At 68.2% G+C, this 13,163-nt stretch carries 17 protein-coding genes; 3 read left to right on the forward strand and 14 right to left on the reverse strand.

Going from position 1 to position 13,163, the window contains the following annotated elements; all coding sequences use genetic code 11:
• The first annotated feature begins 3 nt into the window (after positions 1 to 3).
• Positions 4 to 747, forward strand: coding sequence for a prepilin peptidase (locus AC2S9W_RS07615; RefSeq protein WP_076074271.1), 744 nt, complete (start codon positions 4 to 6; stop codon positions 745 to 747).
• Here the strand turns inward: AC2S9W_RS07615 and pal are convergent.
• The 14 genes from pal to AC2S9W_RS07685 form a co-directional block, all read right to left on the reverse strand.
• Positions 734 to 1,246 (reverse strand): peptidoglycan-associated lipoprotein Pal, encoded by a 513-nt coding sequence (gene pal / locus AC2S9W_RS07620; protein WP_199775057.1) that lies wholly within the window; start codon positions 1,244 to 1,246, stop codon positions 734 to 736. The two genes, AC2S9W_RS07615 and pal, sit on opposite strands and share 14 nt — an antisense overlap.
• A gap of 105 nt (positions 1,247 to 1,351) precedes the next feature.
• Complete coding sequence (gene tolB / locus AC2S9W_RS07625; protein ID WP_067181652.1) at positions 1,352 to 2,725, reverse strand: Tol-Pal system beta propeller repeat protein TolB; 1,374 nt, start codon at positions 2,723 to 2,725, stop codon at positions 1,352 to 1,354.
• Positions 2,726 to 2,731: 6 nt separating this feature from the next.
• Positions 2,732 to 3,556, reverse strand: a complete 825-nt coding sequence (locus AC2S9W_RS07630) for a hypothetical protein (RefSeq protein WP_076074275.1) — start codon at positions 3,554 to 3,556, stop codon at positions 2,732 to 2,734.
• Positions 3,557 to 3,565: 9 nt separating this feature from the next.
• Positions 3,566 to 4,072: a protein TolR gene (gene tolR, locus AC2S9W_RS07635; protein ID WP_067181655.1), complete on the reverse strand. Its 507-nt coding sequence runs from the start codon at positions 4,070 to 4,072 to the stop codon at positions 3,566 to 3,568.
• Positions 4,072 to 4,770, reverse strand: coding sequence for a protein TolQ (gene tolQ / locus AC2S9W_RS07640; RefSeq protein ID WP_076074278.1), 699 nt, complete (start codon positions 4,768 to 4,770; stop codon positions 4,072 to 4,074). The genes tolR and tolQ overlap by 1 nt, the downstream gene beginning before the upstream one ends.
• Positions 4,764 to 5,228, reverse strand: a complete 465-nt coding sequence (locus AC2S9W_RS07645; protein ID WP_067112396.1) for a YbgC/FadM family acyl-CoA thioesterase — start codon at positions 5,226 to 5,228, stop codon at positions 4,764 to 4,766. The genes tolQ and AC2S9W_RS07645 overlap by 7 nt, the downstream gene beginning before the upstream one ends.
• A gap of 99 nt (positions 5,229 to 5,327) precedes the next feature.
• A complete protein-coding gene (gene ruvB, locus AC2S9W_RS07650) occupies positions 5,328 to 6,356 on the reverse strand; it encodes a Holliday junction branch migration DNA helicase RuvB (RefSeq protein WP_104959354.1) in 1,029 nt (342 codons plus the stop codon).
• Positions 6,349 to 6,753 carry a GFA family protein gene (locus AC2S9W_RS07655; protein ID WP_486571821.1) on the reverse strand — a complete coding sequence of 135 codons (405 nt, stop codon included), beginning with the start codon at positions 6,751 to 6,753 and terminating at the stop codon, positions 6,349 to 6,351. Before AC2S9W_RS07655 ends, ruvB begins: the two co-directional genes overlap by 8 nt.
• Entirely contained in the window at positions 6,750 to 7,352 is a 603-nt protein-coding gene (gene ruvA / locus AC2S9W_RS07660) for a Holliday junction branch migration protein RuvA (RefSeq protein WP_486571822.1), read from the reverse strand. Before ruvA ends, AC2S9W_RS07655 begins: the two co-directional genes overlap by 4 nt.
• 59 nt (positions 7,353 to 7,411) lie before the next feature.
• On the reverse strand, positions 7,412 to 7,885 hold the full coding sequence (ruvC, locus tag AC2S9W_RS07665) for a crossover junction endodeoxyribonuclease RuvC (protein WP_486572066.1): 474 nt from the start codon (positions 7,883 to 7,885) through the stop codon (positions 7,412 to 7,414).
• A gap of 166 nt (positions 7,886 to 8,051) precedes the next feature.
• The gene (locus AC2S9W_RS07670) at positions 8,052 to 8,798 is read right to left on the reverse strand and encodes a YebC/PmpR family DNA-binding transcriptional regulator (RefSeq protein ID WP_212597587.1); all 747 of its coding nucleotides are present in this window, start codon (positions 8,796 to 8,798) and stop codon (positions 8,052 to 8,054) included.
• A gap of 72 nt (positions 8,799 to 8,870) precedes the next feature.
• Positions 8,871 to 9,188, reverse strand: coding sequence for a YbjQ family protein (locus AC2S9W_RS07675; RefSeq protein ID WP_067112380.1), 318 nt, complete (start codon positions 9,186 to 9,188; stop codon positions 8,871 to 8,873).
• A 164-nt stretch (positions 9,189 to 9,352) separates the two neighbouring features.
• Positions 9,353 to 9,595 (reverse strand): DUF2312 domain-containing protein, encoded by a 243-nt coding sequence (locus AC2S9W_RS07680; RefSeq protein WP_067112377.1) that lies wholly within the window; start codon positions 9,593 to 9,595, stop codon positions 9,353 to 9,355.
• 676 nt (positions 9,596 to 10,271) lie between these two features.
• Positions 10,272 to 10,601, reverse strand: coding sequence for a DUF1244 domain-containing protein (locus tag AC2S9W_RS07685; RefSeq protein WP_486571823.1), 330 nt, complete (start codon positions 10,599 to 10,601; stop codon positions 10,272 to 10,274).
• A 63-nt stretch (positions 10,602 to 10,664) separates the two neighbouring features.
• Between AC2S9W_RS07685 and pyk the strand changes: the two genes are divergently transcribed.
• Together pyk and AC2S9W_RS07695 are read left to right on the forward strand one after the other, a co-directional pair.
• The gene (gene pyk, locus AC2S9W_RS07690; protein ID WP_486571824.1) at positions 10,665 to 12,161 is read left to right on the forward strand and encodes a pyruvate kinase; all 1,497 of its coding nucleotides are present in this window, start codon (positions 10,665 to 10,667) and stop codon (positions 12,159 to 12,161) included.
• Between the two features lie 183 nt (positions 12,162 to 12,344).
• A complete protein-coding gene (locus AC2S9W_RS07695; RefSeq protein ID WP_067113001.1) occupies positions 12,345 to 13,118 on the forward strand; it encodes an arginyltransferase in 774 nt (257 codons plus the stop codon).
• Positions 13,119 to 13,163: the final 45 nt, after the last annotated feature.

The following is a 13,163-nucleotide window of genomic DNA, read 5'->3' on the forward strand; positions in this document are numbered from 1 at the left end:
TCGGTGGCCGACATCATCCTTGCCGCGGCGATCGGGCTGATCTGGGGCAGCTTCATCGCGACGCTGGTGCTGCGCTGGCCCGCCGGGCGATCGGTGCGCGGGCGGTCGTGTTGCGATGCGTGCGGGCAGACGCTCGGTGTTCGCGACCTGGTGCCGCTGCTGTCGGCGCTGGCGCAGCGCGGGCGGTGCCGATATTGTGGCGCGGCGATCGATCCCTTTCACGCCCGCGTCGAACTCGGCGCCGCGACGATCGGTGTTGTTGCGCTGGCGATAGTGCCCGGACCGGTCGGATGGCTCTGGGCGGCGTTCGGCTGGCTGCTGCTGCCGCTCGCGCTGCTCGATGCGCGGCATCTCTGGCTTCCCGACAGGCTGAACGCCGTGCTCGCCGCGGTCGGTCTGCTCTTTGCCGGGCCGATGCTGGGGACGAGCCTGCTCGACCGCTGGATCGGCGCGCTGGCCGGCGGGCTCGCGCTGGCGCTGCTCGGCTGGAGCTATCGCCGCCTGCGCGGCGGCGAAGGGATGGGCGGCGGCGATCCCAAGCTGGTCGCGGCGATCGGCTGCTGGATCGGCTGGCAGGCGCTGCCGCTGATGCTGCTTCTCGCCAGCCTGTCCGGGTTGGTCTGGACGCTGGCGACGCAAGGAAAAGGGGACCGGCCGCTGGCGTTTCGGCGGGTCCCCTTCGGTCTGTTCGCGTGCATCGCGGCCTTCGCCGCGGTGCCGCTGTGGCTCTGGCTCAGCGGCCGATGACCACCGTCACCGCGCGGCGGTTCTGCGCCCAGGCTTCCTCGTTCGACCCGAGCGCCGCCGGGCGCTCCTTGCCATAGCTGATGACCTGGATGCGCGACGGATCGACACCCAGCGAGGCGAGATAATTCTTCGCGGCATTGGCGCGGCGCTCGCCCAGCGCGATGTTGTAGTCGCGGGTGCCGCGCTCGTCGGCATGGCCTTCCAGCGTCACGCGCACCGCCGGGTTGCGCTGGAGCCACTGCGCCTGGCTCTGCAGCGTCGCCTGATCCTCGGCATCGACATTATACTGGTCGAAGCCGAAGAAGATGCGGTCGGAGGTGACGCTGGCGACGAAATCTTCCTGCGATCCGGGGACGACGCCGGTGCCGGTATTGGTGCCGGTGTCGGTTCCGGTGCCTTCGGGCGCGGGGGGGAGTTCCTTCGGCGGCTTCGGCGAGCAGGCGCCGACAGCAAGCATGGTGATCGCCGCGATCATCGCGGTGCTTTTGCGTATCGTCATGTCTTCTGTCCTCTTGTTGTTGTGGTCCGTCGTCGTTTCGCGAGGGATTAACCCATGTTGCACGCGATAATGCAACCCCAGCCCCCCGCTTTGGTTCCGATTGGATCAGGGCAGGATCGGCCCCCAGCTCGGGTCCGATCCGTCCTGCGGCGTCGGCAGGCGGCGCAGGTTCACGCCGGTCAGGTCGACCTGCCACAGCGTCGACTTGCCTTCGCGGCCCGCCGTGGTGCGGAAGAACTGGATGACGCGCCCGTTCGGCGACCAGGTCGGCGCCTCGTCCTGCCAGCTGTTGGTCAACATGCGGACGCCGCCGCCGGTCGGGGTCATCACGCCGATGCGGAATTCGCCGCCGCCCATGCGGGTGAAGGCGATCAGGTCGCCGCGCGGCGACCATTCGGGGGTGGCGTAGCGCCCGCCGCCGAAGCTGATCCGCTGCTGGTTCGATCCGTCGATGTTCATCGTGTAGAGCTGCTGGCTGCCCGACCGGTCGCTTTCGAACACGATCTTCTTGCCGTCGGGCGAAAAGCTGCCGCCGACGTCGATGCCCGGCGTCGTGGTCAGCCGCACCGGCGTGCCGCCCTCGGCCGAGACGCGATAGATGTCGGTATTGCCGCCGACCGCCATCGAATAGAGGATCTGCCTGCCGTCGGGCGACCAGCGCGGGGCGAAGGTCGCGTTACCGCTTTCGGTCACCAGCTTCTGCGTCCCCGCCGCGACATCGTAGATGAAGACGCGGACGCGGTTGTTCAGATAGCTGACATAGACGATCTTCTTGTAATCGGGCGAGAAGCGCGGGCTGATCGCGAGCGCCTGGCCGTTGGTGATGAAGCGGTGGTTGCCGCCGTCCGAATCCATGATCGCGAGCCGCTTGATGCGGTTCCCCTTCGGACCGCTCTCGGCAATGTAGGCGACACGGCTGTCGAAGAAGGGCGATTCGCCCGACAGGCGCGAATAGATGGCGTCGGCGCATTTATGCGCGGCGCGGCGCCAGTCGGCGGGCTGGATCTCGAACCCCTGCCGCACCAGCTCGCTGCCGAGTTCGGTGTCGTAGAGATAGCAGCCGACGACGAAGCCGCCGGTGCCGGTCGCGCGCACGAAGCCGTGCACGACATTCTCGGCATTGCGCGCCTTCCAGTCGGCGAAGCGCGGTGCGGTGACCTCTGCCATGCCGATCGCGCGGACGCTGCCGGGGCCGAGCGGCGCATAAAGGCCGCTACGCTCGAGGTCGTCGGCGATCACCTTCGCGATGTCGCGGCCCAGATTGTCGGTGCGCAGCCCGGCGACCGTCGTCACCGCGGGCGTCGCGAAGGCGGGCACCGCGATCACCGTGCGCTCCTGCGAAAGCTGGCCCTCGATCGTCTCGCGCGGTTCGGTCTGGGTGACGGCGGGCGCGGTGGGGGCGCTCGCATCCTGCGCCTGCGCGGCGATCGGCGCGGCGGTGAGCAGCAGGGCGAGCGAAAGCGTGGTGCGAAAGGACATCTCTCTCTACCTTTTGATGAAATCGAGCGTGTAATTCTGCCAGAAGCTGTAATTTTCGGTCGGCAGGTCGAAGGGGGCGGCGAGTTCGACGGCGCGTTTCGCGCATTCCTGGTGCCGCTGGACCTGGAACTTGTTGCTGTCGTTCTCGCCGGTCGTGGTGACGCTGGTGAAACCCGCGAGCGCGCCCGATTCGGTCAGCCGGAACTTGACCACCGTCTTGAGCTGGTCGACGTCGACCCCCGACACGCGGCAGCCGTTCCAGCGCGGCGCGACCGCCGACTTGATGCTGACGTCGATCGACCGGCGCACCTCGGCCGCGGTCGCCGCGGCGGGCGCGCCCTTGCTCGCCGGCGCCTTGGGCTGCGACTTGGCAAGCCCGTCGACGATGCCGTCGAGGCGCCCGGTCGGGCCGCTGGTCTGTTTCTTCGGCGGTGCCTTGGGCGCGGGCTTGGGTTTCGGTTTCTCGGCGGCGGGGGGCGCCTTCTTCGGTGGCGCCGGAACGGGCTTCGCCACCTGCTTGGGCGCTGGTGCGGGCGTTGGGCGAACGATCGGTTCGGGTTCCGGCGGCGCGGGCACCGGCTCGGGCGGGGCGGCGATGTCGGTCGCATCCTCTTCGCCCAGCCGCGCGGCGGGCGGGGTTTCGGCGATCACCGGCGCGGTCGATTGCGGCGCCGTCTCCGCGATCAGATCGACCTCCATCGGCGGATTGTCGAAGCGCCGGTCGCCCGCGGTCCACTGGATCGACAGCAGGCCGATGACGAGCAGGTGCAGCGCCACCGCGATGGCGATGCCGTGCCTTTCCATGCCCCTTGGTGCCTGTGCCGCAGCCATGCCTCGTGCCTATTGCCCGCTGTCTGAACCGTCGGTGACCGTCGCGGCGGGTGCGGCGTCCGACGATCCGGTCGTGACCAGCGCGATGCGCGACAGGCCGGCGCGGTTGAGCTCGCCCATCACGCGCATCACCCGGCCATAATCGAGCCCCTTGTCGGCGCGCAGCATGATCTGGCGGGGGCGTTCCTTGCTGCGATCCTCGCGTGCGATGACCTCCAGCCGCGCGGGCAGGTCGGCCTCGGCCACCGCCTGGTCGCCGATATAGATGGTGTCGTCGGCGCCGATCGACAGCTGCACCGGCTCCTGCTCCTCGGTCTCGACCGGCTTCGCCCGGCTTTCGGGCAGGTCGATCGGCACCGCGGAGGCGAGCAGCGGCGCGGTGATCATGAAGATGATCAGCAGCACCAGCATCACGTCGACGAGCGGGGTGACGTTGATCTCCGACATCGGCGCGCGGCGTCCGCCGCGTCCGCGCCGCCGGCCGCCGGCGCCACCCGAAGGGCCGCTCATCGCCATCAGCCCTCGACCTCCAGTTCGCGGCTGAAGGTTGCGTGCAGCCCGTCGGCGAAGCGGCCGAGCCGCGATTCGAGCCGGTTCAGCCGCTGCGAGAAGGCGTTGTAGGCAATCACCGCCGGAATCGCCGCGAACAGGCCGATCGCGGTCGCGAACAGCGCCTCGGCGATGCCGGGCGCGACGACGGCGAGGCTGCTGTTGTTCTCGGCCGCGATCGCGGTGAAACTGCGCATGATGCCCCAGACGGTGCCGAACAGCCCGACGAACGGCGCGACCGCCCCGATGGTGGCGAGCGGGCCGATCTTCTCGGCCAGCCGGTCGACCTCACCCTCGACCGACGCGTTCATCGCGACGCCCAGCCGTTCGCGCGTGCCTTCGCGGTCGACGGTCTTGCCCGCGGTCGAACGACGCCACTCGCTGATCCCAGCTGACAGCACCTTGGCGCTCGGCAGTTCCTCGCGGCCGTTTTCGTCATAGAATTTGTCGATGTTGCCCGCGCGCCAGAAATCGCGCTCGAAGCGTTCGGAGGCGCGCATCATCTTGCCGACGCTGCGGCCGTGGCCGATGATCACCGCCCAGACATAGACGGATGCGGCGAGCAGGCCGATCATCACCGCCTTGACTATGATGTCGGCCTGCAGGAACAGCGCCACGGGGGACAATGTCGCCGCGTCGGCGGCCAGCTTGATATTGTCTAGCAAGGGATGGTCTCTCCATTCATGATGGCGGTGAAGCGGTCGGCCCAGCCCGCGGGCTGGCGGCGCGGCCGGCCCTCGGGCGACAGGAAGGCGGCGGTGACGTGTCCGTTGGTTAACTCGTCCGGACCGCGAAGGATGCGCTGCGCGATGACGACGCTGGCGCCGCGCACCGCCTCGACCGTGCTGACGACGAGCAGGTCGTCGTCGAGCTTCGCGGGGCGGCGATATCGGATGGCAAGGTCGGTGACCGCCCATGTGCCTTCGCCGCCCTCCATCGCCGCGCGCTGGTCGATGCCGGCGATACGCAGCATGTCCGATCGCGCGCGCTCCATATAGCGCAGGTAATTGGCGTGATAGACGATGCCGCTCAGGTCGGTGTCCTCGAAATAGACGCGCACGCGATAATGATGCGCGGCCCCCACGAAAGCGCCGGGGATGAAGGGTGGCGGAACATCGACCATCGACAGACCGATAGCGGGTGCTCGACTCGTCGCAAACCCCCGTTTCGCAATTCGTCGCAGGTCCGCGGCATTTGATGGGGAAAGCGGCGGTTCGGCCCCCTATTTTCCCTGGTCGAACAGCCCGTCCTGCGTCCCGGCGGGCGGGTTGAGCCCCAGATGCTTCCACGCGCTGGCGTTGAGCATCCGTCCGCGCGCGGTGCGGGCGATCAACCCGATCTGGAGCAGATAGGGCTCGATGACGTCCTCGATCGTGTCGCGCGGCTCGGACAGGCCCGCCGCGAGCGTGTCGGCCCCCACCGGCCCGCCGCGATAGATGTCGGCGATCATCGTCAGATAGCGGCGGTCCATTGCGTCGAGCCCCAGCGCATCGACCTCCAGCCGGTTGAGCGCGGCGTCCGCCACCTTCGCGTCGACCGTCGGCGCACCGGCGACGGCGGCGAAATCGCGCACCCGGCGCAGCAGCCGCCCGGCGATGCGCGGCGTCCCGCGCGAACGCTTCGCGATCTCGAGCGCGCCGTCGGACGCGATGCCGAGACCGAGCAGCCGTGCGGCGCGGCCGATCACCTGTTCGAGTTCGGCATGCGTGTAGAAATTGAGCCGCACCGGGATGCCGAAGCGGTCGCGCAGCGGCGTCGTCAGCAGGCCCTGCCGCGTCGTCGCGCCGACCAGCGTGAATTTCGGCAGGTCGATCCGTACCGACCGCGCCGACGGCCCTTCGCCGATCATGATGTCGAGCGCGCGGTCCTCCATCGCCGGATAGAGGATTTCCTCGACCGCGGGCGCGAGCCGGTGGATCTCGTCGATGAACAGGACGTCGCCGTCCTCCAGATTGGTGAGCAGCGCCGCGAGGTCGCCCGCCTTCGCGATCACCGGGCCGGAGGTGGAGCGGAAGCCGACGCCGAGCTCGCGCGCGACGATCTGCGCCAGCGTCGTCTTGCCCAGCCCCGGCGGCCCGAAGAAGAGCACATGGTCGAGCGCATCCGACCGCGCCTTCGCCGCCTCGATGAAGATGCGCAGATTCTCGCGCGCCGCCGCCTGCCCGACGAACTCGGCGAGCGACCTGGGCCGCAGCGCGGCGTCGGCGTCCTCGGGGGTGCGCGTGGGGGTGGTGAGGGCCGGCTCAGTCATAACGCTCTATTGTCTCGCCGATGATCGAAACCCAAGGCTCCATCCGCTCTTCGTAAACCGAATATTGCAATTCGAACCCGTGGCCCGGCTCGAAATTGCCGAGGGACACGGCGTAGGTGTCCGGATCCGGGCGGTTGCGGAACCAAAGGGTGGAGCCGCATTCGCCGCAGAAGAAGAAGTCGGCGACGTTGCCGCTGTCGCCCGCCTGCTGCCACATCTTCGCCTCGCCCTCGGTGCGGACGCGGTCGGCGGGGAAGCGGGCCTGCGCGGCAAAGGCGCTGCCGCTGCGCGCCTTGCAGTTGCGGCAATGGCATACCGACACGCGCACCGGCTCGCCGGTGCAGGTGATGCGGAGCTGGCCGCAGCGGCAGGCGGCGTGGCGGACCACTTCGGTCATTTCGCCGCCTTCTTGAGCGCGGTCCGCACCAGCGCGTCGAGCGAGGCGTCTGCTCCCAGTTCCTCGCTGGCCGCCGCGACCGCGGTGCTCGCCTCGCCCGGCTTGAAGCCGAGGCCAGTGAGCGCGGCGACGGCGTCGCCGAGCGGGCCGGATGTGGCGGACAGGGTGGGATTCGAACCCCCGGCGATCCCGCCGAGCGCCCCCGCCTTGTCCTTCAGTTCATGCGTGATGCGCTGCGCGAGCTTCGGCCCGACGCCGTTGGCGCGCGCGACCATTGCGCTGTCGCCGGTGGCGAGCGCGCGTTGCAGGTCGCCGATTTCCAGCGCCGACAGGATCGCGAGCGCGACCTTGGCACCGACGCCCTGGACGCTGGTCAGCAGGCGGAACCAGTCGCGTTCCTCGGCGCGCGCGAAGCCCAGGAGGCGCAGGAAATCCTCGCCGACCAGCATTTCGGTGTGGACGGTCACGTCGCCGCCGACCGGGCCGAGCGCGTCCAACGTGCGTGCCGACGCCTCGACCAGCCAGCCGACGCCGCCGACGTCGATCACCGCATGGCCCGCGCCGCTGCTGTCCAGTTTTCCGGTGAGTTTCGCGATCATGTCCTGTGCCTAGCGCGACGGGAATGAAAAGGGAACATCTATGCTTCGGGCGTGAAACTTCAAAAGCACCCACGGTGGTTGGCATGGCAGATCGCCACCGCCAGCGCATCGGCCGCGTCGGCGCCCGCGACCTTCGCGCCGGGGAGCAGCACGCGCAGCATCGCCTGCACCTGTTCCTTCGCCGCGCCGCCGGTGCCGACGATCGCCTTCTTGACGAGCCGCGGCGCATATTCCGCCACCGGCAGGCCGCCGCGCGCGCAGGCGAGCAGCGCGACGCCGCGCGCGTGCGCGAGCTTCAGCGTCGACTGCGGATTGTCGTTGACGAACACCTCCTCGACCGCGGCCTGGGCGGGGGCGTGATCGGCGATCACCGCCGCGAGCACGGTGTCGAGATGTGCGAGGCGGTCGGGCAGGGCGGCCCTGGCGTCGGTCTTGACCTGCCCGTTGGCGACATGGCTGATCCGGCTGCCTTCGACGCGGATGACGCCCCAGCCGGTGCAACTGAGCGACGGATCGAGGCCGAGGATGATCACCGACATTCCTCTCCCCTTGAGGGAGAGGATAGGGAGGCTTGCCAGCTTGTCTGGCTAGCCGGACTTGGTGAGGGAGTGCGGCGGAGGCATGCCCTCACCCAGCTGCGACTAGCGGGCAAAGCCCGCAAGTCTCCGCATCCCTCTCCCCCAAGGGGAGAGGGAACGATCACCCCAGTTTCTCCAGCACCGCGTCGGGAATCTCGTAATTGCCCCAGACGGTCTGCACGTCGTCGTCGTCGTCGAGCGTGTCGATCAGCTTGAACAGCGTCTGCGCGGTCGCCTCGTCGGCGATCTCGCTCCTGATCGTCGGGCGCCACGCGAGCTTCACGCTCTCGGCCTCGCCCAGCTTCGCCTCGATCGCCTTGGCGACCTCGTGCAGGGCGTCGACGCTGGTCCAGATTTCGTGGCCGTCCTCGGACGACTCGACATCGTCGGCGCCGGCGTCGAGCGCGGCTTCGAATACCGTGTCGGCGTCGCCCGCGCTCGCCGGATAGGTGATCTGGCCGAGCCGGTCGAAACCGTGGCTGACGCTGCCGCTGGTGCCGAGGTTGCCGCCGTTCTTGCTGAAGGCGGTGCGGACGTTGGTCGCGGTGCGGTTGCGGTTGTCGGTCAGCGCCTCGACGATCAGCGAGACGCCGCCGGGGCCATAGCCTTCGTAGCGGATTTCCTCGTAATTCTCGCCGTCGCCGCCCGATGCCTTGTCGATCGCGCGCTGGATATTGTCCTTGGGCATCGACTGCGCCTTGGCCGCGTTGACCGCGGCGCGCAGGCGGGCGTTGGCGTCGGGGTCGGGCAGGCCCATCTTCGCCGCGACGGTGATTTCGCGCGCGAGCTTGGAGAAGAGGGCGCTGCGCTTCTTGTCCTGCGCGCCCTTGCGATACATGATGTTCTTGAATTTGCTATGGCCGGCCACAGCCTACCTCCATCGATATGGAAAATGTGGCGTCGCCCCTAGCGTGAACGGCTTTTCGAGACAACCGCCGCGTCAGAGGACGACCGCGGTCCCGCTCGCCGACACCATCAGCATCGACCCGTTCTGGCCGAGCACTTCATAGTCGATGTCGACGCCGACCACCGCATTGCCGCCGAGCTTCGCCGCTTCGGCCTCCATCTCGCCCAGCGCTTCCTTGCGCGCGCGGGCGAGGACGTCCTCATATTTGCCCGAGCGGCCGCCGACGATGTCGGTGATGCTGGCGAACAGGTCGCGGAAGATGTTTGCGCCGACGATCACCTCGCCGGTGACGATGCCCAGATATTCGCGGACCGGACGGCCCTCGACTGTGTTGGTGGTGGTGCTGAACATAACCATGAACCCTCCATCAAATCCGTTCGGGCTGAGCTTGTCGAAGCCCCGTCCTTGTTTTCCATGCTTAAAGAAAAGAACGGCCCCCTTCGACTGCCTTGCAGGCGCTCAGGACAGGCTTCGACAAGCTCAGGGCGAACGGGAGAGAGTGATATGGGCCGTCCTCAGTCGATCCCGAGCGCCGATTTATAGACGTCGAGGATGGCTTCCATCTCCTTGCGGTCGTGCACCGGCATTTTGCGCAGACGGACGATCTGGCGCATGATCTTGGGGTCGTAACCCTGCGATTTCGCTTCGAGATAGACGTCGCGGATATCGTCGGCGATGCCTTTCTTCTCTTCCTCCAGCCGCTCGACGCGCTCGATGAAAAGGCGCAGTTGTTGGTCGGCAGTGGTGGCTTCGCTCATGTCATGCTCCGCTGGATGGGTTGGATGGGGCGGCGAGAATCGCCTCGGCGGCTCCCCTAGAGCATTTTCCAGCCAGGTGGAATCACCTGACGATTCAGAAAATGCGGAAGAACAGGAATCCGGAGCGGCCGATCCGATGTAATCGGATCCGCCGCTCTATGGTCTGCGGGGATTCGGATTTCGGCACGCTGCCTCATCCGTTCGTCATGCTGAACTCGTTTCAGCATCCATGACCGGACCTTCCCTTCTGTGCCGCCTTTCATTCGAGCGCAGACCATGGACCCCCGGATCGGGTCCGGGGCAGGCTCTGAAACAAGTTCGCAATTATCCCCTTCCGACAGGTGAGCGTTCCCCGGCGAAAGCCGGGGTCCAGATGGCACAGCGCTGCCTCGCATGGACCCCGGCTTTCGCCGGGGAACGCCAGCATCCCTGTCTCAAGGGTGTAAACGCCAAACAAGTTCAGGGTGACGAATGGGAGAAACCGCGCAGAACGCCAAATCCCCACAGACCATAGGACGGATCGACATTCAGAAGATGGCGAGCCGGAGTCGAAGACGACCACAGGTCAAAATGGTGGATTTTCGGGACCCGGAGCGCAGCGTGCTGACGGCACGTGGGCACCGGAAGCGCGAAAGGCCGCCATTTGCAGGCCGCCAGAGCTGAATGTCGATCCGTCCTAGCGGGGTCCGGGATTCTTCGCCACGCTTTCTTCCATCCGGCGGAGCTGCTCGGCGGTCGCGGGGACGTGGTGGCGCGCCTTCCACTCGGCGGTCGGCATGCCGTGGACGATCGCGCGGGCCGCCTCCTTGTCCATCCCGCCCGCCTCGGCGATCCAGTCGCCCAGGCAGTTGCGGCAAAAGCCGGCCAGCCCCATCAGGTCGATGTTGGCGGCGTCGTGGCGGTGCCGGAGCAGGCGTACCAGCCGCCGGAACGCCGCCGCGGCCGCCGCATCGTCGAGGGCGTCGAGCGGATCGTCCGCGCCGTTCCGGTCTTCGCTGCACGCCATGGCTGTCTCCTTTTGCGTGGATCAATCGATATCGCGCGGTTGCCATGGCGCGAACGAAGCGCCATGCCCACGCACTGTAACGGCAATCAGGCAAGCGGAGCAACCGTGGTCCACACCCTTCCCCCCCGCCAGCGCAAGGTGCGCATCCTCGCCACGCTCGGCCCCGCGAGCGCAAATCCGGAGATGATCGCGGCGCTGTACCGCGCCGGCGCCGATGCCTTCCGCGTCAACATGAGCCATGGCGACCACGCGGGGCATGCGAAGGTGATCGCGGCGATTCGCGCGCTCGAGAAGGCGACCGGGCGCCCGTCGACGATCCTCGTCGACCTGCAGGGTCCCAAGCTGCGCGTCGGGACCTTCGCGGACGGCCCGGCGGAGCTGGTGACGGGGCAGGCGTTCGTGCTCGACACCGATCCGGCGCCGGGGGATGCGCAGCGCGTCCACCTGCCGCACCCCGAATTGTTCGCCGCGCTCGAACCCGGCACGCGGCTGCTGATCGACGACGGCAAGCTGGTGCTGCGCGTGAAGAGCGTGACCTCCGACTGCATCGCGACGATCGTCGAGGTCGGCGGCCGCATTTCGGACCGCAAGGGCGTCAACGTCCCCGACGTCGTCGTGCCGCTCGCCGCGCTCACCGAAAAGGACCGCCGCGACCTGTCCTTCGCGCTCGAACAGCATGTCGACTGGATCGCCTTGTCCTTCGTCCAGCGGCCCGAGGACGTGGCCGAGGCGCGGCGGCTGATCGGCGGCAAGGCGGCGCTGCTCGTCAAGTTCGAGAAGCCCGCGGGCGTCGCCCGGCTCGAAGAGATACTGGAGATCGCCGACGCCGCGATGGTCGCGCGCGGCGACCTGGGCGTCGAACTGCCGCCCGAGGCGGTGCCGCCGCTCCAGAAGCGCATCGTCGCGACGGCGCGGCGGCTGGGCAAGCCGGTCGTCGTCGCCACCCAGATGCTCGAATCGATGATCGTCTCGCCCACCCCGACGCGCGCCGAGGTGTCCGACGTCGCGACCGCCATCTATGACGGCGCCGACGCGATCATGCTGTCGGCGGAGACCGCGGCGGGCGCCTGGCCGGTCGAGGCGGTGACGATGATGGATTCGATCGCGCGCTCGGTCGAGGGCGATCCCGACTATTACCGCCGGCTCCATTTCACCGAGACCTTCCCCGACGCGACGACCGCCGATGCGCTGGCCGAGGCGGCGGGCGGGATCATCGCGACGATCGCCGCCGACGCGATCATCTGCTTCACCGCGTCGGGCTCGACCGCGCGCCGCGTCGCGCGCGAGCGGCCCGGCGCGCCGCTGCTCATCCTGACCCCGAAGCGCGAGGCGGCGCGGCGGCTCGGCCTGCTGTGGGGCGCGCACGCGGTGCCGACCAAGGACATCGGCAGCTTCGAGGAGATGATCGCCAAGGGCAAGCGCATGGCGCTGCGCCACGGCGTCGGCCAGGCAGGCGCGAAGCTGGTGATGATGGCGGGGGTTCCCTTCGGCACGCCGGGGTCGACCAATGTGCTCCACGTCGCGACGCTGACCGGCGACGAGCTCAAGGGCTACGCCTGATCGATTCGAAACGGGACAGAATGTCCGGCCCGACCGCGCGGTTTTCCGATCTGATTCAGATCGGGACGAACAAAAATGGTAAACGGTCTTTGCACCATTGACGCGGGGCGGCATAGTCGGTGGAAAGAACGCGCCGGACCCGCGTGGGGGGATCCGCATCACAAGTCTGGAGGTCTAGTCCGCGTGTCCGCACCGTTCCGTTTCCCGCGCTTCTTCGTCACTAGCCCCGCGCCCTGCCCCTATCTGGAGGGCCGGACCGAGCGCAAGGTATTCACCGAACTGAGCGGCAACAATGCGAACGAGCTCAACGACGCGCTCGGCCGGATCGGCTTCCGCCGCAGCCAGTCGGTCGCCTATCGCCCGAGCTGCGCCGATTGCTCGGCCTGCGTCTCGGTGCGCGTCTGCGCCGCGGAATTCCGGCCCAGCCAGTCGCAGAAACGCACGATGCGCCGCAACGGCGACCTTGTCGTCACCGCCTGCAAGCCGTGGGCGACCGAGGAGCAATATGCGCTGCTGCGCGCCTATCTGCTGTCGCGCCACCCGAGCGGCGGCATGGCCGACATGGACGAGCAGGATTTCGCCGACATGGTCGAGCAGACGCCGGTCGATTCCTACATGATCGAATATCGCGAACCGGCGGCCGACGGCGGCCGCGGCCGCCTCGTCGGCTGCTGCCTGACCGACCGGCAGGGCGACGGCCTGTCGATGATCTACAGCTTCTTCGACGCCCACCATCCGCTGCGCGAGGGACTGGGCACCTTCATCATCGCCGATCATGTCCGGCGCGCCGCGAAGGCCGGCCTGCCCTATGTCTATCTCGGTTACTGGATCGAGGGATCGGCGCGCATGGCCTACAAGGCGCGTTTCCGCCCGCTCGAAAAGCTCGGCCCCGACGGCTGGTCGCGCTTCGAGCCGGTGGCGTCCGATCGCATCGCGGCGATGTTCGAACTCGCCTGACCGGCGGCGCGCGGCGTCCGTTCACCGTGGAGCAAGATTTGTCCG

The organism is Sphingopyxis sp. 550B (assembly GCF_057401805.1).

What these genes read in the sequence shown, in the direction of transcription:
- AC2S9W_RS07685 (WP_486571823.1), bottom strand. Translation starts at nt 10,601, where the DNA reads ATGGCGTGCAGCGAAGACCGGAACGGCGCGGACGATCCGCTCGACGCC.
- tolR (WP_067181655.1), bottom strand. Translation starts at nt 4,072, where the DNA reads ATGGCGATGAGCGGCCCTTCGGGTGGCGCCGGCGGCCGGCGGCGCGGA.
- ruvB (WP_104959354.1), bottom strand. Translation starts at nt 6,356, where the DNA reads ATGACTGAGCCGGCCCTCACCACCCCCACGCGCACCCCCGAGGACGCC.
- AC2S9W_RS07630 (WP_076074275.1), bottom strand. Translation starts at nt 3,556, where the DNA reads ATGGCTGCGGCACAGGCACCAAGGGGCATGGAAAGGCACGGCATCGCC.
- AC2S9W_RS07675 (WP_067112380.1), bottom strand. Translation starts at nt 9,188, where the DNA reads ATGTTCAGCACCACCACCAACACAGTCGAGGGCCGTCCGGTCCGCGAA.
- pal (WP_199775057.1), bottom strand. Translation starts at nt 1,246, where the DNA reads ATGACGATACGCAAAAGCACCGCGATGATCGCGGCGATCACCATGCTT.
- pyk (WP_486571824.1), top strand. Translation starts at nt 10,665, where the DNA reads ATGCCCACGCACTGTAACGGCAATCAGGCAAGCGGAGCAACCGTGGTC.
- tolB (WP_067181652.1), bottom strand. Translation starts at nt 2,725, where the DNA reads ATGTCCTTTCGCACCACGCTTTCGCTCGCCCTGCTGCTCACCGCCGCG.
- ruvA (WP_486571822.1), bottom strand. Translation starts at nt 7,352, where the DNA reads ATGATCGCGAAACTCACCGGAAAACTGGACAGCAGCGGCGCGGGCCAT.
- AC2S9W_RS07645 (WP_067112396.1), bottom strand. Translation starts at nt 5,228, where the DNA reads ATGGTCGATGTTCCGCCACCCTTCATCCCCGGCGCTTTCGTGGGGGCC.
- AC2S9W_RS07655 (WP_486571821.1), bottom strand. Translation starts at nt 6,753, where the DNA reads ATGACCGAAGTGGTCCGCCACGCCGCCTGCCGCTGCGGCCAGCTCCGC.
- AC2S9W_RS07680 (WP_067112377.1), bottom strand. Translation starts at nt 9,595, where the DNA reads ATGAGCGAAGCCACCACTGCCGACCAACAACTGCGCCTTTTCATCGAG.